This window comes from Nonomuraea spiralis, assembly GCF_014648435.1.
GTDB lineage: Bacteria > Actinomycetota > Actinomycetes > Streptosporangiales > Streptosporangiaceae > Nonomuraea > Nonomuraea spiralis.
Genome location: NZ_BMRC01000010.1, coordinates 192,571 through 215,847, shown reverse-complemented (window position 1 = coordinate 215,847; position 23,277 = coordinate 192,571). Strand labels below are relative to the sequence as shown.

Annotated in this window: 17 protein-coding genes; 14 read left to right on the top strand and 3 right to left on the bottom strand. The window is 74.6% G+C overall.

Translation table 11 applies throughout. The features are described from left to right. Positions 1-3 precede the first annotated feature (3 nt). Together IEZ27_RS25525 and IEZ27_RS25520 are read right to left on the bottom strand one after the other, a co-directional pair. Positions 4-1,308: a hypothetical protein gene (locus tag IEZ27_RS25525; RefSeq protein WP_189649553.1), complete on the bottom strand. Its 1,305-nt coding sequence runs from the start codon at positions 1,306-1,308 to the stop codon at positions 4-6. 579 nt (positions 1,309-1,887) lie between these two features. Continuing rightward, positions 1,888-2,913, bottom strand: a complete 1,026-nt coding sequence (locus tag IEZ27_RS25520) for a trypsin-like serine peptidase (protein WP_189649552.1) — start codon at positions 2,911-2,913, stop codon at positions 1,888-1,890. Between the two features lie 165 nt (positions 2,914-3,078). Here IEZ27_RS25520 and IEZ27_RS25515 point away from each other — a divergent pair, with 165 nt between their 5' ends. Further along, a complete protein-coding gene (locus IEZ27_RS25515) occupies positions 3,079-3,738 on the top strand; it encodes an AMP-binding protein (protein WP_189649551.1) in 660 nt (219 codons plus the stop codon). Between the two features lie 51 nt (positions 3,739-3,789). After that, a complete protein-coding gene (locus IEZ27_RS25510) occupies positions 3,790-6,234 on the top strand; it encodes a LuxR C-terminal-related transcriptional regulator (protein WP_189649550.1) in 2,445 nt (814 codons plus the stop codon). A 23-nt stretch (positions 6,235-6,257) separates the two neighbouring features. Here the strand turns inward: IEZ27_RS25510 and IEZ27_RS25505 are convergent, their stop codons facing one another. After that, a complete protein-coding gene (locus IEZ27_RS25505) occupies positions 6,258-9,521 on the bottom strand; it encodes an AfsR/SARP family transcriptional regulator (RefSeq protein ID WP_189649549.1) in 3,264 nt (1,087 codons plus the stop codon). A gap of 212 nt (positions 9,522-9,733) precedes the next feature. Here IEZ27_RS25505 and IEZ27_RS25500 point away from each other — a divergent pair, with 212 nt between their 5' ends. The 12 genes from IEZ27_RS25500 to IEZ27_RS25445 are packed head-to-tail and all read left to right on the top strand — an operon-like array spanning position 9,734 to position 23,236. Then, positions 9,734-11,215: an amino acid adenylation domain-containing protein gene (locus tag IEZ27_RS25500; protein ID WP_189649548.1), complete on the top strand. Its 1,482-nt coding sequence runs from the start codon at positions 9,734-9,736 to the stop codon at positions 11,213-11,215. 8 nt (positions 11,216-11,223) lie between these two features. Further along, on the top strand, positions 11,224-11,448 hold the full coding sequence (locus IEZ27_RS25495; protein WP_125632854.1) for a phosphopantetheine-binding protein: 225 nt from the start codon (positions 11,224-11,226) through the stop codon (positions 11,446-11,448). Then, positions 11,445-12,773 (top strand): flavin monoamine oxidase family protein, encoded by a 1,329-nt coding sequence (locus IEZ27_RS25490; RefSeq protein WP_189649547.1) that lies wholly within the window; start codon positions 11,445-11,447, stop codon positions 12,771-12,773. The genes IEZ27_RS25495 and IEZ27_RS25490 overlap by 4 nt, the downstream gene beginning before the upstream one ends. Next, on the top strand, positions 12,766-14,463 hold the full coding sequence (locus tag IEZ27_RS25485; protein WP_189649546.1) for a class I adenylate-forming enzyme family protein: 1,698 nt from the start codon (positions 12,766-12,768) through the stop codon (positions 14,461-14,463). Before IEZ27_RS25490 ends, IEZ27_RS25485 begins: the two co-directional genes overlap by 8 nt. Then, entirely contained in the window at positions 14,460-15,893 is a 1,434-nt protein-coding gene (locus IEZ27_RS25480) for a KamA family radical SAM protein (protein ID WP_229824313.1), read from the top strand. Before IEZ27_RS25485 ends, IEZ27_RS25480 begins: the two co-directional genes overlap by 4 nt. Continuing rightward, the gene (locus IEZ27_RS25475) at positions 15,890-16,873 is read left to right on the top strand and encodes an ATP-grasp domain-containing protein (RefSeq protein ID WP_189649545.1); all 984 of its coding nucleotides are present in this window, start codon (positions 15,890-15,892) and stop codon (positions 16,871-16,873) included. Before IEZ27_RS25480 ends, IEZ27_RS25475 begins: the two co-directional genes overlap by 4 nt. Before the next feature lie 5 nt (positions 16,874-16,878). Next, positions 16,879-18,108, top strand: coding sequence for a phenylacetate--CoA ligase family protein (locus IEZ27_RS25470; protein WP_125632846.1), 1,230 nt, complete (start codon positions 16,879-16,881; stop codon positions 18,106-18,108). A 2-nt stretch (positions 18,109-18,110) separates the two neighbouring features. Next, on the top strand, positions 18,111-19,367 hold the full coding sequence (locus IEZ27_RS25465; protein WP_189649544.1) for an MFS transporter: 1,257 nt from the start codon (positions 18,111-18,113) through the stop codon (positions 19,365-19,367). Continuing rightward, positions 19,364-20,215, top strand: coding sequence for an SDR family NAD(P)-dependent oxidoreductase (locus tag IEZ27_RS25460; protein ID WP_189649543.1), 852 nt, complete (start codon positions 19,364-19,366; stop codon positions 20,213-20,215). Before IEZ27_RS25465 ends, IEZ27_RS25460 begins: the two co-directional genes overlap by 4 nt. Then, positions 20,194-20,610, top strand: coding sequence for a hydroxyphenylacetyl-CoA thioesterase PaaI (gene paaI / locus IEZ27_RS25455; protein ID WP_229824312.1), 417 nt, complete (start codon positions 20,194-20,196; stop codon positions 20,608-20,610). Before IEZ27_RS25460 ends, paaI begins: the two co-directional genes overlap by 22 nt. Beyond that, positions 20,607-21,929: an MFS transporter gene (locus IEZ27_RS25450; RefSeq protein ID WP_189649542.1), complete on the top strand. Its 1,323-nt coding sequence runs from the start codon at positions 20,607-20,609 to the stop codon at positions 21,927-21,929. Before paaI ends, IEZ27_RS25450 begins: the two co-directional genes overlap by 4 nt. Before the next feature lie 50 nt (positions 21,930-21,979). After that, positions 21,980-23,236 carry a phenylacetate--CoA ligase family protein gene (locus IEZ27_RS25445; protein WP_189649541.1) on the top strand — a complete coding sequence of 419 codons (1,257 nt, stop codon included), beginning with the start codon at positions 21,980-21,982 and terminating at the stop codon, positions 23,234-23,236. Positions 23,237-23,277 lie beyond the last annotated feature (41 nt).

The window sequence follows — 23,277 nt, the reverse complement described above, 5'->3', positions numbered from 1 at the left end:
TCGTCACTCCGAATTTCGCGAGATCAGCATCCGGCGCATCACATGGGCCTTGACGGGAACGGCCAGGGCGAGCGCCGCCACACCGCCGGCCGCGCCCAGCCACGGCACGACGGCGACGCCCAGCAGAACGGTGGCCACCAGTCCGGCGAACGCGCCCGCCGAGGTCACGGCGAGCACGTCGTTGTTGGTGTTCTCGACCAGGTAGGCCGCGTACATGACGGTCAGGAACAACACCAGCACGACGCCCACGAGCGCCCCGAGCACCGCCACCGGCACCCCGTCGTCCGCCCGGGTCCAGGCGAGCGGCGCGGCGCAGGCGAGGACGGCGGCGACGGCGGCCCCCGCCCGTTCGGCCCGGCGCAGCAGCCGTACGGCACGGGCCCGGCCGGCCCGCCCGCCGGGGCCGCGCAGGCGGCGTGAGGTCGCGGGCTGCGCGACCCGCAGCAGGTAGATCGCGAGCTGGCAGACCGCGACGGCCGGAAGCAGCGCGAGGTAGAGCACACCGCTCTGATCCGTCCGCCCCGAGACGGCCAGCACCAGGTACACGACGGCGAAGCAGAGCGTGTCGCACAGATCGGCGACCCCCAGCAGCCAGGTGGCCCGCACCATGGGCCGCAGCAACCGCCGCCGCCCGCCTTCGCCTCCGACGCCGCCTCCGACGCCGCCTCCGACGGCGCCTCCGCCTCCGCCCGCGCCTCCGACGGCGGCGGGGGACGGCGGGGGGCGCAGCCAGTCGCGGGGGAGTGCCGCGAGGGCGGCGCAGGTGACCGCGACCATCCCGGCCAGGACGAGCAGCAGGTGCGCCTGGGGCGGCCAGCCGATCCACAAGGTGGCGGCGGTGACGGCGAGCACCACGCCGCCGCTCGCCCCGAAGGCCGTCGAGTCCAGAGCCGGCCGGCCGCGTACGCGGTGCAGGCCGGAGACCGCCATCAGCAGGCCGGTGCAGGCCGACCAGGCTCCGGCCGCGAGGTAGAGGGTCGCCGCCGACAGCGGCGCGGTCACCGCGACGGGGACGAGCACCGCCAGCAGCACCAGCACCGGCGCGGCCGCCATGACCAGCGTCAGCCTGGCCACCGCCGGGCCGATCCGGCTGACCCGGGCCAGCGTCTTCAGCGCCGCCTTCTCGGGGGCGTCCGCGACCAGGAGCAGCCACGCGCACAGGCCGAGGGCGGCGGCGTAGTGGCCGAACGCGGGCCCGTCCCAGACGGTCGCCGGCGCCGCCGCGGCCACCTGCGTGCCGGCCCTGAAGGCGCCGCGTCCCGCGAGCAGCCGTACCATCGCCGCCGGGCGGGGCACGGCCGCCCCCACCGAGCTCACGAGAGGCCCGGACACGACGCCCGGCCGCGGCTGCGCGCGGGGGCCGGACGGGTGGTCACCGGCACCGGCCCAGGACCGGCGCGAACGGGGCCCACGTCAAAGGGGCCCAGGTCAAAGGGGGCCGGGGCAGGTGGGCAGGGGGCAGGTGGGCGGAGGACAGGTGGAGGTGTGGGCCGGCGTCATGGGCATGGTTGGTCACCGCGGTCCCCCGGTAGTCGCCTGTCGGCGCGATGGCGTGCGTGCGCCGGATCAGAGCGCCCGCCCCGCCCTCCGAATACCGGCCGGACGGAACGGAAGGGACGGCGTCCGCCGTCGCGCGGCCCGGCCAGGACCCGCCGCGGGCGATGACGAGGTCAGTCTCCACAGCCGTCCTCAGGGTCGAACGGGCCGACCGGCGCCATGGGTCCCGCTGGACCGCCGGCGTGCCGGGTGACCGAACCGCCCGGAGCGCCACCCACCCCGGGTCCTCCCCGTGCCGTCCCCGTACGGCCCGATTCCGCTGACTGGTAATCGAGGAGAACCCCGGCGCGCATTACGCGTACGAGGAGACTTCTTCCGGGCGGACGGTCCTCAGGCGGCCCCGGAGCGCTGCGCGGCCTGGTAGACGGCCATGGCCTCGTTCCCGAAGAAGGGGCCGAACATGAAGTCGGGGGCGAAGTCGTACTTGAAGCTGTTGACGGAGTTCAGCCAGCCGAGGCCGGTGGAGGTGTCGAAGCCCTGGAACCACGGCCCGCCGCTCGACCCGCCGGTCATCGCGCAGCGCAGCCCCTGGTCCTGCGTCCTGACCGGGTCCTTGAACCCGCGCCCGCTGCAGAACGTCAGGTCGGACCCGTCGAACGGCGCGGCGGCCGGGTAGCCGAAGGAGAACAACTGCCGTCCGACGGGCTGGTTGAAGGCCACGCCCTGCCCGCCGACCACGTCGGTCAGCGTACGGCCCTGCAACGGCGCGACCACGGCGGCGGCGACGTCGAAGTTGATGTCCTCGCGGGCGTTCCACTGCTGGGTGGTCAGCAGCCGCGTGGCCACCCACGTGCCGAACGGGCGGCGGCCGTCGTCGAAGCCCGGGACGAACACCCAGTTGCGGTGGGCGGCGCCGTCCGCCTTGACGCAGTGTCCCGCGGTCAGCACGACGCTCTGGTTCGCGCTGGTCACGGCGGTGCCCGAGCAGGAGGCCGTACGTCCCTGGGCGGTGGTGAAGAAGACGCGGCCGACCGTACGCGCGACGCCGCCGCCGTCGGCCCACGTCTGGCCCTTGCTGTCCTGGGACGGCGCGGCCTGCCGGGTGGTCGCCGCCGCGCTCCCGGTCCACGAGGAGGTCGTGATCCGGCGGGTGGCCGCGACGCCGCGGGCCGCCCAGGGGGTGCCCTGCGTGGGCTCGCCGGACGTGCCGCGGCGCGGCTCGGGCGCCGACAGCGGCCTGGCCGCGCGCATGCGCTCCGGCGTCCAGTAGTCCATGACGGTCCTGCGCTCGGCCGACGAGCCGGCCCCCGACCAGCCCACGGGCCCGCGGTCCGCCGTGGTCCCGGCCTGTGCGGGGGCCGGCGCGCCCGCGACGGTGAGCGCGACGACGGAGAGCAGGACGACTCTGCGGTGCATGACGTACCTCCGAAACCGGAACCGGGATCTGCCGACAGGAGGTACGCACGCCGCTGCCTCGCGGGCTCAAGCCATGCGGAATCGGGTATGGGCGGCCGGACTACACACCCGGTTACACACTCTGGAGCATGCCTCCCCACCCGCCCGCTTCCTAGCGTGGGGGCCATGACTGGTTGGACGGAGGCGGTCCTGCTGCGGGCGGCCGCGCTCGGCCCGCGCGTGGCGGTCACCGAGGCCGCGGGCGGCGCGACGCTCACCTACGGCACGCTGGCCGTCCGCGCCCGCCAGGCCGCCCAGGGCCTGCGGCGGCGGGGCCTGCGTCCGGGCGACCCCGTGGTCGTGCTGCTGCGCGGCGGCTGCCACCTCCCCGTCGCCGGGTACGCCGTCCTGGCCGCGGGCGGCGTGGTCGTGTCCATCCCCGGCGGACCGGCCGCCGTCGGCGCGCGCATCATGATCACCGACCGGGACGACGCCGACGCGATCGCCCAGGAGGCCAACATCCGGCAGGTCTACTCCTTCACCGGCGTCCCCGGCACGGCCGGCTTCGACAGCCTGCTCGGCGCCGACGGGCCGGTCGCGCCCACCGCCCGGCTCAGCACCGCCCGCCTGGTGGCGGCCGACGACGTCGCGCTGGTCGCCGGGGCCGACCTGCGCGCGTACAACATGGTGCTCGGCGCCGGGGCGCGGCTGGTCGCGGCCCACGAGCCGGACCCCGCCGAGTGCCGCCGGATCATCGCCGGGCACGGCGTCACCCTGCTGATCGACGAACGGCTGCGGGTCGTCCCCGTCCGCGCGCCCGACCGCGCGCTTGAGGCAAATCTCTGACACATCGTGAGGGCGGTGTCACACTGGGTGCGAACTCGGGGATCCAGACACATGAGGATCATGGTGACGTTGCTCAGACACAACCTGCCCGCCGAGCCCGACAGGTTCATCGGGCGGGAGCGGGACCTTGAGGAGTTGTGCGGGCTGGTCGGCGAGGTCAGGTTGCTGACGCTCAGCGGGGTCGGGGGCACGGGCAAGACCCGGTGCGCGCTGCAGATCGCCGCCCGGCTGGCGCCGTCCTTCCCCGGCGGGGTGCGGCTGGCCGAGTTGTCCAGGCTGACCCGCGCCGACCTGCTGGTCCACGAGGTCACCAAGGTGCTGGGCGTGCACGAGGAGGGCGTGCGGCCGCTGCTCGACACGCTGGTCGACTTCCTGCGCGGCAAGAAGCTGCTGCTCGTGCTGGACAACTGCGAGCACCTGGTCGAGGCGTGCGCCGAGCTGGCCGAACGGCTGCTGACCTCGTGCCCGGACCTCCGGCTGCTGGTGACCAGCAGGGAGCCGCTGAAGATCCCCGGCGAGCTGGTGTGGCGGGTGCCGCCGCTGGCGCTGCCCGGCCCGGCGGAGGCGGCCGAGGAGCTCGAACGGGTCGAGTCCGTGCAGCTCTTCCTCGACCGGGCGCGGGCGGCCGGGTCGGGGCTCGCGGTCACCGCGGCCAACGCCCGCGACATCGCCCGGCTCTGTCACGCGCTCGACGGCCTGCCGCTGGCGCTGGAGCTGGCCGCGGCCAGGACGGTCGCCATGTCGCCCGGCCAGATCTCCGCCCGGGTCGACGACCGGTTCCGGCTGCTGACGGCGAGCGGCCGTACGGCGCCGGCCCGGCAGCGTACCCTGCTGGCCACCCTCGAATGGAGCCACGACCTGCTCGCGCCGCGGGAGCAGGTGCTCTTCCGCCGGCTCGCGGTGTTCAGCGGGCCGTTCACCCTCGATCTGGCCGAGGCCGTCTGCGCGGGGCCGAGCCTGGCCGCCGCCCAGGTCCTCGACGTGCTGAGCGGCCTGGTCGACAAGTCGCTCGTCCTGTTCGACCAGGGCAGATCGTGCTACCGGCTGCTGGAGTCGGCCCGCCAGTTCGCCGCCGGGAAGCTGGAGTCGGCGGGCGAGACCCGGGCCATGCGCGACCGGCTGCTCCACGGCCTGGCCGACCTCGCCCACCGGCTCGGCCGCGACGTGTGGGCCACGCCCGGCCTGGCCTGGCCCGACCGTTACGCCCGGCTGCTCGCGCTCCAGGACCTCCTCGGCAACACCCGCGAGGCGCTGTCCTGGGCCGTCGAGTCCGGTCTGGCCGAGCCGGGCCTGCGGCTCGCGTGCGGCTACATGCCGCTGTGGGTCGGGTTCGGCGAGCTGACCGAGGGCCGCCGCTGGTACGAGAGCCTGCTCGCGCTCCCCGCCGCCCGCCCCCTCGACGACCTGACCGCCGAGGCGCTGCTCCACCACGCCAACCTGGCCTACGAGCAGCAGGACGCCGCCGCCTGCGGCGACTCGGCCGCCCGCGCCCTCGAACTGCGCCGCGGCATCGACGACGACTTCATGCTGGCCTTCACCCTCGTGATCGCCGGCATGTACGAGGGCACCAAGGGCGACCTCGCCCTGGCCGCCGAGCGCGGTGAGGAGGCGCTGAAGCTGGCCCTGCTCGCCGGCAACGGCTGGATCGAGGGCGCGGCCCGGCTGCTGCTGTCCGGGGTCGCCGCCTTCCACGGCCAGCGGCGCGAGTCGCTGGCCAGGGGCGAGGAGGCGGTCGCGGTCTACACCCGGTTCGGCCACCTGTGGGGCGTCACCAGGGCCCGCCTGGAGCTGGGCCGCTTCGCCGACTTCCTCGGCGACCTCGACAGCGCCCGCCGTCACCTGGAGGAGTGCGCCGCCCTGGCCCAGGAGATGGGGGCAAAGCCCGTCCTCGCGACCGGTCTCGGCCTGCTCGGCACGGTCCTGGCCCGCCAGGGCGAGGCGGAGCCGGCCAGGGCGCGGCTGGCCCGGTGCGTGACGCTGAGCCGGTCCATGGGGCAGCACCTGCCGATCATCTCCGCCCTGGTCGCGCTGGCCGTGCTGGCCGAGGGGCAGGACGACCTCGAACCCGCCGTACGCCTCTGGGCCGCGGCCAAGGCCATGGAGGACCGGCTCGGGCTGCCCGTCTGGACGTCGGCCACCCCCGAGCCGCTGCTCGCCCGCGCCCGTGCCGAGGCCGGTGAGGGCCGGGTCCAGCTCTGGTGGACGATGGGCGGCGGCATGACGGAGGAGGAGGCCCTGCGGTACGGCCTGGAGGGCGAACGGCCGGCCCGGGGCACGTCCAGGCCGCCTGCGGGCCCGGCGTCGGTGCTCACGCCGCGCGAGCGGGAGATCGTCGTGCTGATCAGCCGCGGCCTGTCCAACCGGGCGATCGGCGAGGAGCTGTTCATCAGCCCGGCCACCGCCGCCCGGCACGTCGCCAACATCCTGCTCAAGCTGAACTTCGGCTCGCGTACGCAGGTCGCCGCCTGGGCCGCCGAGCACGGCGTCCTGCGCTGATCGCGGGCCTTCGAGGGGTTCGGTCACAGACCCGCCGCCATCTTCGCCGGCCGGGCCGGTGGGGGGTCGAGTACCGCCGTGAACAGGTCGCCGGCCCGTTCCTGGAAACGTTCGGCGGCCGGTTCGTCGCCGGTGTGCCGGTGGGCGCGTCCCAGGGTCAGCAGGGCCCGTGCCTCGCCCAGCTTGTAGCCGCTGCCGGCGTGGACGCGGGCCGCGCGGGCGGCGTAGGCGATGGCCGCGCCCGCGTCGCCGGCCGCCAGCGCCGCCTCCGCGCCCGCGGCCAGCGCCGCGCCCTGCACCAGCACCGCGCCCGCCTTCCTGGCCAGCGCCAGCCCCGCCAGCGTGTCGCGCATGGCGGGCGCGTGCTCGTCCAGGCGGGTACGCGCCACCGCCAGCCCCACGAGCGCGTCGGCCTGGCCCACGGTGGCGCCGATGCCGCGGGCCCGCTCCAGCGCGGCGCTCAGGTGCCCGATGGCCGCCCGCGGATCGCTCTGGCAGCGGATCCGGCCGAGGCCGAGCAGGGCGTCGAGCTCCAGTTTGGGATCGCCGACCGCCAGCGCCCGCCGCAGCGCCTCCTCGGCGCAGCCGAGCGCGTCGGCCCGTCGGCCCGCGTCCAGATGCACGTCGGCCAGCTCCCTGCACAGGTCCGCCTGGTAACGCTCGCCGATCGCGGCGCCGAGCCCGCGTGCCGCCGTCAGGCACCGTACGGCCTCGCCCAGCCGCCCGGTCAGCCGGAACACGGCGCCGAGGCTGGCCAGGGCGGCGGCCTCGGTCGCCGGCAGCCCGCGGTCGCGGCAGAGCGACAGCGCCTCCCGCAGGCGTTCCTCGGCGACGCCGAGCCGGCCCATCTGGGTGAGCGCCAGGCCGAGGTCCACGAGCGGGGCGGCCACCACCGAGGAGCCGCGCCGCGAGCCGTCCACGGCCAGGGTCAGCAGCCGCCGGGCCGCGCCGAGCCTGCCCTGCTGGAGGTGGACCACGCCGAGCGCGGCCAGCGCCGCGAGCTTGCCCTCCGGCCAGCCCGCCAGCTCGGCGGCCGTGAACGCGCCCCGCAGCTCGGTGACCGCCTCGGTCAGTTCGGCCGCCCGCCAGCGCGTGGAGGCCAGGCAGTGCCCGACGGCCGCCTGCCCGAGGTGGTCGCCGGCCGCGCGGGCGGCCCGGCGCGCGTCCCGCAGCACGTCCGTCCAGCCGGGCTGGCCGCCGGTCAGGTCGAGGTAGCCGTTCATCGCGTCGATGAGCCGCCAGCCGTACGGGTGGTCCGTGGCGGTCCGTACGGCGGCGACGAGGTTGGCGCGTTCGGCGTCCAGCCAGGCCAGGGCGTCGGCGGGGGCGGCGAAGGCGGGCGGGCGGGCCGGGCCGTCGGCGGGGGCGCGCAGCAGGTGCGGGTAGGCGACGTCGCCGGCCTGCCGGACCATCCGCAGGTACCAGGCCAGCAGCGCGTCGAGGGCGCTTGCCCGTCCCGGTCCGGCCTCCTCGGCCAGCACGCGTTCGCGGGCGTACTCCCGCATGAGGTCGTGGAAGGTGTAGCGGCCCGGCTCCGGCTCCTCGACCAGGTGCGCGGCGGCGAGCCCGGACAGCAGGCGCTCGGCCTCTGCCGGTACGGCCCCGGCCAGCGCGGCGGCCGCCCCGGCGGTGAACGTGGGCCCGGGGACGAGCGCGAGCAGCCGGAACAGCCGCCGCGCCGCCGGATCCAGGCGGTGATAGGACAGGTCGAACGCGCCGCGCACGGCCGCGTGCGGATCTCCGGTGACGGCCAGGGCCGATAATCGGGTGCCGGTCAGCCGGCGTACCTGACCGGAGATGTCGCCGCCGGCGTCGCCGCCGGGCCGGCCGAGGATGCCGGCGGCGGCGATGCGCAGCGCCAGCGGCAGCCGGCCGCACGCCCTGGCCAGCTCCAGCGCCGCGTCCCGCTCGGCGGCCAGCCGTTCGCCGCCGAGCAGCCCGCCGAACAGCGTGACCGCCTCGCCGGCGGACAACATGCCGAGCGGTACGGGGACCGCGCCGTCCCTGGCGACCAGGCCGTCCAGGCGGTCCCTGCTGGTGATCAGGGTGGCGCAGAGCCGGCCGCCGGGCAGCAGCGGGCGTACCTGCTCCTCGCTGCCGGCGTTGTCCAGCACCACCAGCATCCGCCGGTCGGCGAGCAGGCTGCGGTAGGCCGCGCTGGCCTCCTCCACCGTGCCGGGCACACGCTCGGCGGGCAGGCCGAGCCCGCGCAGGAACTGCCCGAGCGCCTCGATCGGCCGCAGCGGGCGCTCCTCCGAGTGCCCGCGCAGGTCAACGTAGAGCTGGCCGTCCGGGAAACGGTGGCGGTTGCGGTGGGCCCAGTGCAGGGCCAGGGCCGTCTTGCCGGCGCCGCCCGCGCCGGTCACCACCGAGATCGCCACCCCGCGGGCGGCCGGGTCTCCGCCGGTCACGAGCGGGTCGAGCAGCCGCAGCTCGGCGGCCCGGCCGGTGAACTGGCCGGGCCTGGCCGGCAACTGCGCGGGGGTCACCGTTTCCCGGGAATCGGGTGTCCTGATCGGGGGAACGTTCCCGCGCAGGATGCGCTGGTGCAGTTGCCGCAGCTCGGGTCCGGGGTCCAGACCCAGCTCCTCGGTGAGGCGGCGGCGGGTGCGCTCGTACCGCTCAAGCGCGTCCGCGCGGCGGCCGGCCCGGCACAGCGCCAGCATGAGCAGCCCGACGAGTCCTTCGCGGAAGGGGTGCTCGGCGACCAGCGCGATCAGCTCGGGCACGAGCACGGCGTCGCGGCCCGCCCGGGTCTCGGCGTCCAGGCACTCCTCGACGGCGCTCAGGCGTTCCTCGCCGAGCGCGTCCCGGAGCCGGTCCAGCAGCTCGCCGCCGGAGACGCCGGTCAGCGGCTCACCCCGCCACAGGGCCAGGGCGCGGCGCAGCCCGGCGGCCTGCCGCTCGGCCGTCTCCCCGGCCCGCGCCCGCGCGACCGTCGCCCGGAACTCGTGCACGTCCACCTGCCCGGGGTCGAGGCCGAGCTGGTAGCCGCGCGGGCGATAGGCGATCGTGACGCCGGCCGCGGCCAGGGCCGGGCGCAGCCGGGAGACGTACCCCTGGAGGAGGTTGGGCGCCCCGGCCGGTGGGCGTTCGCCCCACAGGCCCTCGATCAGCCGGTTCACCGACACGAGCCGGCCCGCGTCCAGCGCCAGCAGGGCCAGCGCCGCCCGCTGCCTGGGTGGCCCGAGCGGGATCTCCTGACGCCCCCGCCACGCCCGCACCGCCCCCAGGATCCCGATCTTCAGTACGTCCGCCAGACCCGCTCGTTCTGTTTTGTCGGACATGTCGCTCTTCCCCTTTGCCACGTCGCAGGCCGCCGTACGGCAGACATGACAGGCAGTACAGCCGAAATCCTGACGCCATCAAGCCCCCGTGCAGCACCTTCCTGCACTCTGAACGCGATCTCGCTTGGTTCGCTCCACATTCGCTTGACACGGGCTGACAGACGCGCGGGTTCGGAGCCGGCGTCGCGGCGTCACCCGGGGAAGAGGCAGCGTTGTCCGAACCGCACCACGACGTTCTCCAGGAGTTCGCCCGGACGGCCGAACGCCATCCGGACCGTACGGCCCTGGTCCACGACGGCCGCACCCTCACCTACGCCGAGCTGGCCGCCCTGGTACGCGCGACGGCCCGCCGCCTCGGGCCCGATCCGGGGGCGGTGGGCGTACTGGCCTCCCGCACGCCGGAGACCGTGGCCGCGCTGCTGGGCACATTGGCGGCGGGCGGCGCGTACGTGCCCGTCGACCCGGCGCACCCGCGGGCCCGGCGCCGGGCGGTGCTCGCGGCGGCCGGCTGCCGCACGCTGATCGCGTCCGGGCCGGACCGGTGGGCGCCGGAGGGCGTGCGGGTGATCGAGCCGCCCGATCGGGGTGTGCCCGGTGACGGCCCGGCGTGGGAGCCCGCGGCCGTCGCGGGGGACGCGCCGGCGTACATCCTGTTCACCTCCGGCTCGACCGGCGCGCCCAAGCCCGTGGTGACGCCCCGGCGGGCGATCTCCGCCGTGACCGGGGAGCTGCGCGAGCTGTTCGGGATCACACCCGCCGACCGGGTGCTCCAGTTCGCCTCGCTGAACTGGGACACCTGCCTGGAGGAGATCCTGCCCGCCCTGACCGCCGGGGCGGCGCTGGTCTTCCACGACGGCGCGCGTTCGGGCTCGTTCCGCCGGATGTTGCGCGCGGTCGCCGACGAGCGCGTCACCGTGCTGGACCTGCCCACGGCGTTCTGGCACGAGCTCGTACGCCACCTGGCCGACGAACGGGCCGCGCCGCCCCCGTGCGTCCGCCTGGTGATCATCGGCGGCGAGGCGGTGAGCCCGCCGCGCCTGGCGGACTGGCGGGCGCTCGACACCGCCGGGATCCGCCTGCTCAACACCTACGGCTGCACCGAGACCACGCTCATCACGCACGCGATCGACCTGCACGGCCCGCTGGCCGCGGGGGAGACGGGAGCGCCGATCGGCCGGCCGCTCCCGCACGTCGTGCAGCGCGTCACCGGCGAGGGCGAGCTGCTGGTCGGCGGGCCGTCCCTGGCGCTGGGCTATCGGGGGCTGCCGGAGGAGACCGCCGCGCGTTTCGTCACGCCCGAGCCGGGGGCCGGGCGGTACTTCCGCACCGGCGACCGGGTCGGTGTGCGCGAGGGCGGGGCGCTCGTCCACGAGGGACGGCTCGACCACGAGCTCAAGATCCGGGGCATCCGGGTGGACCCGGCCGAGGTCGAGGCGCACATCGCCGGCCATCCGGGGGTGGGCGCGGTGGCGGTGGCCGGAGTCACGGTCGCCGACCGCACCACGCTCGCCGCGTACGTCGTGCCCCGGCCCGAGCACGGGGAGGGGCTGGCCGCCGAGGTCCGGGAGTACCTGCGGGACCGGGTGCCGGGCCATCTCGTGCCCGGCCGGATCACCGTCGTGCCCGAGCTCGCCTACACCACCAGCGGAAAGGTCGACCGGGCCGGTTCGCACCGCCGCTACACCACCAACTGAAGGAGATCATGTACGTGGAAGTCACCGCCGTTTCCGACATCTTCCGGCGCGTGCTGGAAAACCCCGAAATAACGGATGATTCCGACTTTTTCGTCTTGGGTGGGGATTCGCTGCTCGCCACCCGCGTCCTCAGCGCGGTCGCCCGCGACTGCGGCGCCGAGCTGGACTTCGACGACTTCCTCGACGCGCCCACCCCGGCCGCGCTGGCGAAGAAGATCGCGAGCCTGGCATGAACGTCGTCGTCGTGGGCGCGGGCCTGGCGGGGCTCACCGCCGCCGCCGACCTGGTCGCGGGTGGCGCCGAGGTCACCGTGATCGAGGCCAGGGACCGGGTCGGCGGCCGTACGCACGGCCTGGAGGTCGTACCCGGCGGCTGGGTGGACGCGGGCGCGGCGTACCTGGGGGAGCGGCACACCGCGCTGACGGCCCTGCTGGCCGAGCTGGACCTGAAGACCACCCCGGCCACCGTGGGCGGCGCGGCCAGGTTCGCGCTCGGCGGCGAGCCCGGGACCGGGAGCTTCCCGCCGCTGTCGGCGGTCGCCCTGGGCGGCCTGTTCGACGCGCTGGAGGAGCTGACCGCCGCCGTACGCCCCGACGCCCCCTGGTCGTCGCCCGACGCCGCCCGCCTGGACGCCATGACCGCCGCGGACTGGGCCGCGGAACACCTCAGGCATCCGGACGCCCGGCTGTTCTTCCCGCTGTTCGCCGGCGAGATGATGGCCGCCGACCCGGCGGACGTGTCCGTCCTGCACCTGGCCTTCTACCTGCGCTCGGGCGGCGGGCTGCGCTACCTGAACGCCTTCCAGGGCGGCGCGCAGGAGGACCGGGTCGACGGCGGCGCGCACCAGGTGTGCCTGCGCCTGGCCGCCCGGCTCGGCGACCGGGTGCGCCTCGGCGAGCCGGTGCGCGCGATCCACCAGGACGCGACCGGCGCCGAGGTGGTGACCGCGACCGGGACGACCAGGGCGGACGCGGTGGTCGTCGCCGTGCCGCCGCGGCTCGCCGACGCCATCGACTTCCGGCCGGGGCTGCCCGCGCCGAGGTCGGGCCCGCGTACGGCGCCCGGCTGCGCGATCAAGGTGCACCTGGTCCACCCCTCGCCGCTCTGGCGCGAGCAGGGCCTGTCGGGATGGTCGGTCAGCGCGGACGGCCCCCTGCTGTCCACCGTGGACGACTCGCCCGCGAACGGCGCGGCCGGCGTGCTGACCGGGTTCGTGACCGGCGCGCAGGCCAGGGCGTTCGCCGCGCTGCCCCGGCACGAGCAGGAGGAGCGGGCGCGGGCCCAGGCCGCCCGGCTGTTCCCCGGCCTGCCCGAGCCCACCGCCGTCCACGTCACCGACTGGCTCGGCGAGGACTACAGCCGGGGTTGTTACGCGGCGCTGTTCGGGCCGGGCGACTGGCTCCGGCTCGGCCCGCGGCTGACCACCCCCCACCAGCGGGTGCACTGGGCCGGCACCGAGACGAGCACCGAGTTCTTCGGCCTGATGGAAGGCGCCATCCGCTCAGGACGCCGGGTGGCCGCCGAGATCCAAGCGACACGGAGGGACATCCATGACTGACCAGACCCCCATCGCCCCCCTGTCCGTGCGGCAGGGTTTCATGACCGAGCCCGGCCTCGGCGCGGGCAACTTCCTCGACCACGCGCTCGCGGCCAACCCGAACCGGGCCGTGCCCTTCGTCTACAGCCACCACAACGACCACCGCGGCCAGGTCGTCTTACGCGGCCACAGCCTGACCGACCTCGCGGCGCTGCGCGACAGGTACGCCACCTGGTACCACGCCAACGGCGTACGGCCGGGCGAGCCCGTGGGCGTCGTCGTCGCCGAGGGCCTGGAGCCGCTGCTGCACTTCCTGGCGCTCACCGCGCTCGGCGCCATCCCCGCGATGGTCAACGACGCCATGCGGACCGACGTCATGGCCGGTTACCTGGAGCACGTCGGCGTGGTGGGCGTGGTCGCCGACGACACGACCCGGCTGCAGCTCGCCTACCGCAACGCGCCGCGCGCCCGGCCCAGGTTCATCGCCCTGGCCGCCGAGGTACGGGCGCACGACGCCGCGTCGGGCTCCCTGCCGGACGAGTACCCGTACCGGCACGAGCCGGACGACGTCGTGGCGCTCATCCACTCCTCAGGCACCACCGGCACGCCCAAGTCGACCATCCTCGGGCACCGCAGCTTCTGGGACGGCAAACAGCCCCGGATGGTACGTTTCCCGGCCGAGCCGTACGACCGGCTGATGTCGCTCATGCCGCACACGCACGCGGGCGGGCTCAGCTACTTCCTCACCGCGGTGCTGCTCGGGCTGCCGACCGTGATCATGTCCGACTGGCGGCGCGCCGCCGTGGAGCCGGTCATGGAGGTCTTCCAGCCGACGATGGTGGCCTCGTTCCCGCGTACGTTCGTGGAGCTGGCCACCGGCGAACTGCCGGTCAAGGGCGCGGCCAAGGTGCACTCCTGGTTCAACACCGGGGACAGCGCCCACTTCGGGCACATCCGGCGCCTGGTCCAGCTCGGCGAGCGGCCCGCCGGGCTGATCAGGTCGTGGCTGCTGCCACGTGGCGAGGCGGCCGGCGAGCCGCTGCCCGGCTCCCAGTTCGTGGACGGGCTCGGCTCCTCGGAGATGGGCATGGCGCTGTTCGGCCAGGTCACCTCCCCGGAGACGCCACGTTCCGACCGCTGCGTCGGCAAGGCCCAGGACGCGGTCGTCAAGGCCGCGGTGCTCGACGAGAACGGGAACGAGCTGCCCGACGGCACGGTCGGCCTGCTGGGCGTGATCACCCCGTCGCGCACCCCCGGCTACTGGAACGACCCGAGGCTGACCGGCAGCTTCGAGCTCAACGGCTACTGGCTCACCGGGGACGTCGCCCGCCGGGACGCCGAGGGCAACTTCTACCACCTCGACCGCACCGTGGACGTGATCGACACCCTGGCCGGGCCGGTCTACAGCCTGCCGGTCGAGGAGGTGCTCATCGCCGACTGCGCCGACCTCGTCCAGGACTGCTCGGTCGTCGGCGTGCCGGGGCCCGAGGGGCAGGTGCCCGTGGCCGTCGTCCGGCCGCAGGCCGAGGCCGCCGGCGTTGGCGCCGAGGAGGTCAGGGACCAGGCCAACAAGGCGCTGGCCGACGCCGGGCTGGCCACGCTGGCCGCGGTGATCCTGGCGCGTACCGAGCAGGACTACCCGCTCGGCCCCACAGGCAAGGTGCTCAAGCGCGAGCTCCGCACCCGGCACGCGGCGCTGTTCGCCGGATGAACCCGAACGACGACGACGCCGCCCGTCCCGGCGGCCGTCCCACCGCCGGGCCCGGCGCGGCCGGTCCCGAAGCCCGGTCCGATGCCGCGCGGGCCTATGTCTACGCCCGCCGGGCGCTGGCCGAGCCGGACTGGCGGCGGCTGCCGGGCTGGCGCGACGTCACCGACGCGCAGTGGCGCGACGCCCAGTGGCAGCGAGCCCACTGCGTACGGAACGCGGCGCAGCTCCGCGCCGTGACCGGCGACCTGCTCCAGGACTCCTTCCACGCAGACCTGGCCACCGACCGCGCCCGCTTCGCCACCATGTCCACGCTGGTCACGCCCCAGCTCCTCAACGTCATGGCGCCCGACGAGGCGGCCGGGCCCGCCGCGTTCACGGCGGCGTTCCGGGCGAACCCGGTCCGCCGCTACCTGCTGCCGGTCGCCTCCGACCGGCACCCGGTCTGGCCCAGCCATCCGCGTGCCCAGCGGGACTCCCTGCACGAGGCCGAGATGTGGGTGGTGGAGGGGCTGACCCACCGCTACCCGACCAAGGTGCTGGCCGAGCTGCTGGCCACGTGCCCGCAGTACTGCGGCCACTGCACCCGCATGGACCTGGTCGGCACCTCGACGCCGCAGGTCGACAAGGCCAGGCTCGCGCTCAGGCCGGTGGACCGGCAGGAGCTGATGCTGGACTACCTCAAGCGCACGCCCGTCGTGCGCGACGTGGTGGTCTCCGGCGGCGACCTGGCCAACATGCCCTGGCCGCGGCTGGAGGCGTTCCTGCTGCGGCTGCTGGAGCTGGAGTCCGTACGTGACATCCGCCTGGCCACCAAGGCGCTGGTCGGCCTGCCGCAACACTGGTTGCAGCCGGCCGTGGTCGAGGGCGTGGGCCGGGTGGCCGCCGTCGCCCGCGCCCGCGGGGTGAACCTGGCCGTGCACACCCACGCCAACCACGTGCGCTCGGTCACGCCGCTGGTCGCCGAGGCGGCCAGGGCGCTGCTGGAGGCCGGGGTGCGGGACGTGCGCAACCAGGGCGTGCTCATGCGCGGCGTGAACGCCACCCCGCACGACCTGCTCGACCTGTGCTTCGCCCTGCACGGCGAGGCCGGCATCCTGCCCTACTACTTCTACGTCTGCGACCTGATCCCGAACGCCGAGCACTGGCGTACCCCGCTCCACCAGGCGCAGCACCTCCAGGAGGCCATCATGGGCCACCTGCCCGGCTACGCCACGCCCCGGATCGTGTGCGACGTGCCCTACGTCGGCAAACGCTGGGTGCACCAGGCCGCCGCCTACGACCGGGAACGCGGCGTCTCGTACTGGACCAGGAGCCACGGGATCGGTCTGGAGCCGCCCGGCCCGGCCCGCCGCTTCCCCTTCTACGACCCGATCGACACCCTGCCCGAACCGGGCCGCCGCTGGTGGGCGAGCACGGAAGGAGAGTCATGACCTCGTTGCGCCGCATGTGCTGGATCTTCCCCGACCGGGAGTCCACCCGGGCCACCGCGATGTGGCACCCGTTCTTCTGGGACCTGTACGAGGACGTCGCCGCCGAGCTGGGCCTGCGCTGGACCAGGAACTCCCCGGACTCGGTGACCGTGGACGCGCTGGAGCCCGGCAAGCCCCGCGTGTTCGTGGACGGCGAGCCGGTCACCCCCGAGGACACGCTCTTCATCACCGCCCTGTACTCGCTGCCGTACCAGTCCATGGACGTGTTCAACCAGTACGCCCTCTACGCCGTGCTGGAGCAGGCCGGCTTCTACCTGCCGTTCCCGCCGTCCCTGTCGCCGATGGCCAACGACAAGCTGGCCACGATCCTGTGCCTGCGCGACTCGCCCGTCCCGCCGATCCCCACCCTGCGCCTCGGCACCGGCCCGGACATCGGCAAGCACCTGTACGAGGCCGCCCTCGGCAACCTCACCTACCCCGCCCTGGTCAAGCCGGCCGGCTGGTGCGGCGGCGGCGGGGTGAACCTGGCCCGCGACTCCGAGGAGCTGCGCGGCCTGGCCAGCCTCGCCCAGGGCGGCGACACCACGCTCGTCGTCCAGCCCTACCTGGGCGACGGCACCGTGGACTACCGCGTCTACGTCGTGGACGGCGTGCCGTACGCCGTGATGAAGCGCATCCCCGAGCCGGGCTCGCCGGTCGCCAACGCCAGCAGGGGCGGCACGATGGAGTTCCCGCCGGTCCCGCCCGAGCTGGCGGCGGCCACGGCGTACTTCTACGAGCGGCTGCCCATCCCGTTCTTCTGCGTCGACTTCCTGTACGACGGCGAGCGCTACTGGTTCTCCGAGCTGGAGCCGGACGGCGTGATCGCCCCCGATCTGGGCGATCCCGCCCGTACCCTCCAGCGCGACGTCACCCGCGCCCGCTGGACGGCCTACCGCGACGGCCACGCCCGTTTCCTGAACGAGTCCGAGAGCTGGTGACCCCCATGACCGAATCGTTCTCGCTGACGCCGGAGGCGGCCGAGCCGCACCTGCGCGTCCCCCGGCGCTCGCTGGAGCGGCTGCGGAGCGTGCCCGCGCTCGCGCCGCGCTACGACGGCCACGAGAAGGTGCTCACGCTGGAGGACCTGGCCGCGCTGCCCCCGCTGGTCAAGGACGACCTCAACGTCGCCCTCGCGCACTTGGAGCCCAAGGCCGGGAACGGCGCGACCTGGCTCTTCCAGAGCGGCGGCAGCACCGGCGCGCCCAAGGTCGGCTACGCCCCCACCGGCTTCTACATGGAGGGTGTGCACCGCCAGTGGCGGCCCCTGGAGCCGGACGACGTCTTCGTCAACGCCTGGGGCGCCGGCCGCATGTGGGGCGCCCACTTCCTGGCCGCCGCGTTCGCCGACCTGTCCGGCTGCCGGGTCATCGCCCTCGGCTCGGTCGGCAAGGAGGAGTACGGCGACTGGCTCGGCTTCTTCGCCGACCGGAAGGTGACCGCGTTCGGCGGCACGCCCAGCGTGCTGCGGTTGTGGTTCGCCCACGCGCGGGCGGCCGGGCTGCGCCTGCCCGCGCTGCGCAAGGTGTTGTGGCTGGGCGAGGCGTGGCATCCGCAGCTCGACGAGGACCTGGCCGAGGTCGCGCCGGACGCCCGCCGCTGGGGCATGTTCGGCAGCACCGAGACCTGGGTGGCCGGCACCAACACCCCGGACTGCCCGGCCGACGTCTTCCATCCGCTGCCCGACCAGCTCGTCCACAGCGACGCCGATGAGCTGCTGGACTTCACCACGCTCAACCCCGACATGCTCAACCCGGTGCTGCGCTACCGCACCGGCGACGCCGGCCGGTTCGTCGCCTGCCCGTGCGGCCGGGACGGCAGGGCGCTGCGCATCCTGGGCCGCCGCGACTCGGTCGTCCAGGTACGCGGCCTCGGCCTGCACGTGGACGACATCGTCGCCCAGGCCGAGCGCGAGCCCGGCGTGTTGCGGGCGCAGGTCCTGGTCACCGAGCGGCACGGCCGGGTCTCCGGTGTGGACGTGTTGCTGCTGACCGGCCCCGACGCCCCGCCCGGCCTGCCCGAACGGCTGCGCCACGACCTCATGGCCGCCACCTTCACGATCAGCACCGCCTTCCAGCACGACCCGGGCTCCTTCCGCGTACGGGCGGTGGACACGCTGATCAGCAACGACCGCACCGGCAAGACCGCCTCCTTCGTCGTACGGGAGGAGCAGTGAGGGTGCCGGGGTCGCTCGGCAGGGAGTTCAACCTCTACTGGAGCGGCCAGACGGTGAGCCTGCTCGGCGACCGGATCACCGTGTTCGTCGTGCCCACGCTGATGATCTTCGTGCTGCACGCCTCGGCGCTGGAGGTCGGCATCGTGGCCATGGCCCAGTATCTGGGCATCCCGCTGCTGGGGCCGGTCGCCGGGGTGCTCGTGGACCGGTGGGACAAGCGGCTGACCATGGTCGTCTGCGACCTCGTACGGCTGGTGGCGGTGGCGGCCATGCCGATCGCGTACTGGTGCGGGGTGCTCTCGACGCCGTTGCTGTTCGTGTGCGTGGCGCTGATCAGCGGCGCGACGATCTTCTTCAACATCGGCTACCTCGTCGCCGTGCCCACGACCGTGCCGCAGGACCGGCTGGTACGGGCGTACTCGCGGCTGGAGGGCAGCAGCACGGTGTCGGAGGTGGCCGGGCCGTCGATCGCGGCGGGCCTGTACCACCTGCTCGGCGTGGCCTCGCTGCTCGTGGACGCGGCCAGCTACCTGGTCTCGGCGGCGTGCCTGCGGGCCATGAAGCCCTGGGGCGTCACGACCGGGGAACGTGTGCCGGTGCGTTCGCGGCTGATGCTGGGCTTCCGGCTGAACTGGGCCGACCCGGTGCTGCGCCGGGTGGTGCTGGCCGCGGTGGTGCTCAACTCGGGCGGGCCGGTCTTCGTCACGGTCCTGCCGGTGCTGGCCTACCAGGGGCTCGGCGTGTCGGTGGGCGTGTTCGGCGCGGCCATGTCGGCGGCGGCCGTCGGCGCGGTGCTCGGCGCGCTGGCCGCCCCGAAGATCAGCGACCGGCTCGGCCTCGGCCGGACCATGGCCTGGGCGCTCCTGCTGCACTGCCTGGTCGGCCTCGGCGTGCTGGCCGCGCCCGCGCTGCCCGCAGCGCCGGTGATCGGCGTGACGTTCGGCTGCTACGGCTTCTTCATGTCGTGCATCAACGTGTGCAGCGCGCCGATCAGGCAGTCGCGGATGACGGCGGAGAACCAGGGCGTGATGCACGCGGCGTTCCGCACCGCGACCTGGGGGGTGATCCCGCTGGCCGCGCTCGCGGGCGGGTCGGCGGTCACCCTGCTGACGCCCGCGCTGGGCGTGCTCGGCGCGGCGCAGGCGGTCATGGCCGGCGGCACGCTGCTGGCCGCGTTCTCGTTCCTGCCCGCGGTGGGGATCCAGGCCCGGATGGACCGGGCCGAGCCGCGGGCGCACCTGGCGGGGAGCGCGTCATGACGACGGTGCTGATCACGGGGACCTCGTCGGGGATCGGGCTGGCCACCGCGGTGGCCGCGGCGCGGGCCGGGCTCACGGTGGTGGCCACCATGCGCGACCCCGGCCGGGACGGCGACCTGCGCGCGGCGGCGGCGCGGGCCGGCGTCACCCTGGATGTCCGCCGCCTCGACGTCACCGACCCCGCCTCGGCGCAGGCGTGCGTGGAGGGCGTGCGCGAGACGTACGGAGGGCTGGACGCGCTGGTCAACAACGCCGGCGTGGCCAACTTCGACCCCACGATGGAGATGTCCACGCTGGCGGCGCTGCGCGCCAACTTCGAGGTCAACTTCTTCGGGGTCGTCGCGGTGAGCCGGGTCGCGATGCCGTTGCTGCGCGCGACCCGGGGTCGCCTGGTTACGCTCGGTAGCGTGCACGGGGTGGTGGGACAGCCGTTCAACGAGGCGTACGCGGCGGCGAAGGCGGCGGTCGAGGGGTTCATGGAGAGCCTGGCCCCGGTCGCCGCCGAGCACGGGGTACGGGTGAGCGTGGTCGTGCCCGGCTTCGTCCCCGACACCCAGTTCGGGATTTTTCCGGACATCAATCGGGGGACGATCCGGGCCGCCTCCGGCCCGTACGCGCCGACCTTCGACGCCTACCTCGACTGGGTGCGCGGCGCGGGCTGGGAGGGCGCCGGCCAGTCCTCCTGGCAGGTCGCCGACGCCGTCGTGGCCGCGCTCACCGCGGACGACCCGCCCTTCCGCGTCCCGACCAGCCCCTGGGTCGCGGAGTACGTGGCCCGCAAGCTCGCCGACCCCGACGGCTCGGCCGTCCAGACCATGGCCAGGACGTGGGTCGGGGGCACGCCGTGACCGGCCCCGACCCGGCCTGCCGGGCGCTCGGCATCGCCCTGGAGGAGGCGGCGGCCGGCCGGGCCAGGCTGCGCATGCGCGTCACCGAGGACATGGTCAACGGGCACGGCGTCGCCCACGGCGGCTACCTGTTCCTACTGGCCGACGCCGCGTTCGACCACGCCTGCAACAGCCGCGGCCCGGTCATGCTGGCCCACAGCGCCCAGGTGACGTTCCTGCGCCCGGCCGCGGCGGGCGACGTACTGGTGGCCGAGGCCACCGAACGGGCCAGACACGGCAGGCACGGCGTCTACGACGTCACCGTGCGCCGCCCGGCCGGCGAGATCATCGCCGAGTTCCGCGGCCACGGCGTCGTGGTCGCCGGCCGGCCCACCGACGAAGGGAAGACCCCATGACTGGGCAGAACCGACGCACCGGGCGCTGGATCGAGCACTGGGAACCCGAGGACCCGGGCTTCTGGGCGGCCGTCGGACGCCGCGTCGCCACCAGGAACCTGATCTTCTCCATCTTCGTGGAGCATCTCGGCTTCGCGGTGTGGCTGCTGTGGAGCGCCGTCGTCGTGCTGCTGCCGAAGGCGGGCTTCCCGTTCACCGTCGACCAGCTCTTCTGGCTGGTCGCGGTGCCGAACCTGGTCGGCAGCACGCTGCGGCTGCCCTACACCTTCGCGGTCTCGGCCTTCGGCGGGCGCAACTGGAACGTGGCCAGCGCCCTGCTCCTCCTCGCGCCGACCGGGCTGCTGGCGTGGCTGGTCACCGATCCGGCCCGGCCGTACTGGATGTTCCTGGCCGCCGCGGCCACGGCCGGGCTCGGCGGCGGGAACTTCGCCTCCTCCATGGCCAACGTCTCCTACTTCTACCCCGAGCGGCGCAAGGGGTTCGCGCTGGGCGTGAACGCCGCCGGCGGGAACCTGGGCGTGGCGGTCGTGCAACTGCTGATCCCGCTGGTCGCGGCGGGCGGCCTGGTGTACGCCGGGCTGGTCTGGATCCCGCTGGTCGTGGCCGCCGCGCTGTGCGCGTACCTGTTCATGGACAACCTGGCCGTGGCCAGGACCGGCTTCGCCACGCAGGGCAGGGCGTTCCTGCGCCCGCACACCTGGGTCATGTCCTTCCTCTACATCGGCACCTTCGGCTCGTTCATCGGCTACTCGGCGGCGTTCCCGCTGGTCGCGAAGGCGGCGTTCGCCGGGTCCGCCTCGCCGTACCTGGCCTTCCTCGGGCCGCTGGCCGGGTCGCTGGCACGCCCGGCCGGCGGCTGGCTGGCCGACCGGTACGGCGGAGCCAGGGTCACCTCCTGGTCCTTCGCCGCCATGGCCGCCGGGGCCGTGGCCGCGCTGGCCGCGCTCGGACGGCACAGCTTCCCGCTCTTCCTGGGCGCGTTCCTGCTGCTGTTCGTCGCCTCGGGGGCGGGGAACGGGTCCACGTACCGGATGATCCCGGCGATCTTCACCGCGCAGGCCCGCGACGGGTCGGCGGACGTGCGGCTGCGGGCCAGGCGCGAGGCCGCGGCGGCCATCGGCATCGCCTCGGCGATCGGCGCGTTCGGAGGGTTCCTCATCCCGCGCGGCTTCGCCGTCTCGCTGGCCGGAGCCGGGTCCGTCGCGCCCGCCCTCCAGGTGTTCATCGGCGCATACGCCGTCTTCCTGGCCACCAACTGGTGGTTCTACCGCCGCCGGGTGCTGGCCCGGGTCCCCAGCCTGGCCCAAAGCCGGATCTGAGCACCGGACCTGAGCATCGACCTTGAGCATCGACGACCAAGGAGTGACACATGCCCGCCAAGTCCCTGCGCGACCTGATCGACTTCGCCCGGCGGCACTCGCCGTTCTACGCCGAGACGTACCGTGACGTGCCCGACGGCGTGGACGACCTCACCGCGCTGCCGATCATCGACCAGAACGCCTTCTGGGCCGCCAACACCTACCCCGACAACCGGCTGCTGACCGGGCCGCTCACCGACGCCGGCGTGTACGCCTCCGGCGGCACCACCGGGGCGCCCAAGTTCTCCCCGTGGACGCGTTCCGAGCACGCCGACTCGGTGACCGCGTTCGGCGCCGGCATGGTGAAGGCGGGCCTGCGGCCGGGCCACCGGGTGGCGAACCTGTTCTCCGCCGGCGAGATGTACGGCGGCTTCCTCTACATCGAGCACGCCCTGCACAACGCCCCCGTGGAGAACGTGCGCCTGCCCATCGCCTGCCACGCCGAGGACGGCTACATCGCCGGTCTGATCGAGCTGTTCGGCGTGGACGTGCTGGCCGGGCCGCCGATGAAGCTCGCCATGGTGGCCGAGGCGGTGATCGCCCGCGGGCGGGCCGCCGACTCCGTCGAGCTGCTGCTGTTCGCGGGCGACCTGCTCTTCGACGACCTGCGTCCCCAGCTCGCCAAGGCGTTCCCCGGCGCGGCGATCGCCTCGCTCGGCTACGCCTCGGTGGACGCCGGGCTGGTCGGCGGCCCGGTGGCGGGCGCGGACGTACGGGTGCACGAGGCGTTCCCCGACCGCACGCTCGTGGAGCTGATCGACGACGTGACCGGCGAGCCGATCACCAGGCCGGGCGTGCGTGGGCGGGTGGTCGTCACCAACCTGTTCAGGACCCTGATGCCGATCATCCGTTACCCGGTCGGCGACCTGGGGGAGTGGACCGACGCCGAGTGCCGGGCCTTCCGGCTGGTCGGCAGGACGTCCGAGGGGGCCAGGGTGGAGACGGTCGCGATGTCCAGCGAGGCCGTACGCGCGGTGCTCGTCGCCGCCGACCCTGAGCGCGCGATGTCGGCGATGCAGATGGTGCAGCGCCGCTGGGACGGCAAGGACGGCCTGCTGCTGCGGCTGGCCTGTACGCACGAGCCGCCGCCCGGCCTGACCCAGCGGCTCGTGGACGCCGTGTACGCGGCCAAGCCGCTCTACCCGAAGTCCGTGGCCGAGGGCCTGGTGCACCCGCTGGCCGTGGAATGGGTGCGGCCGTCGGAGCTGGTGACGCACCCGCGTACCGGGAAGGTCCTCCAGGTGGTGGACGAACGCCCGCATCCCTGACCGGCGCCGGAGCCTCCGGCCTGACCGGAGGCTCCGGATTC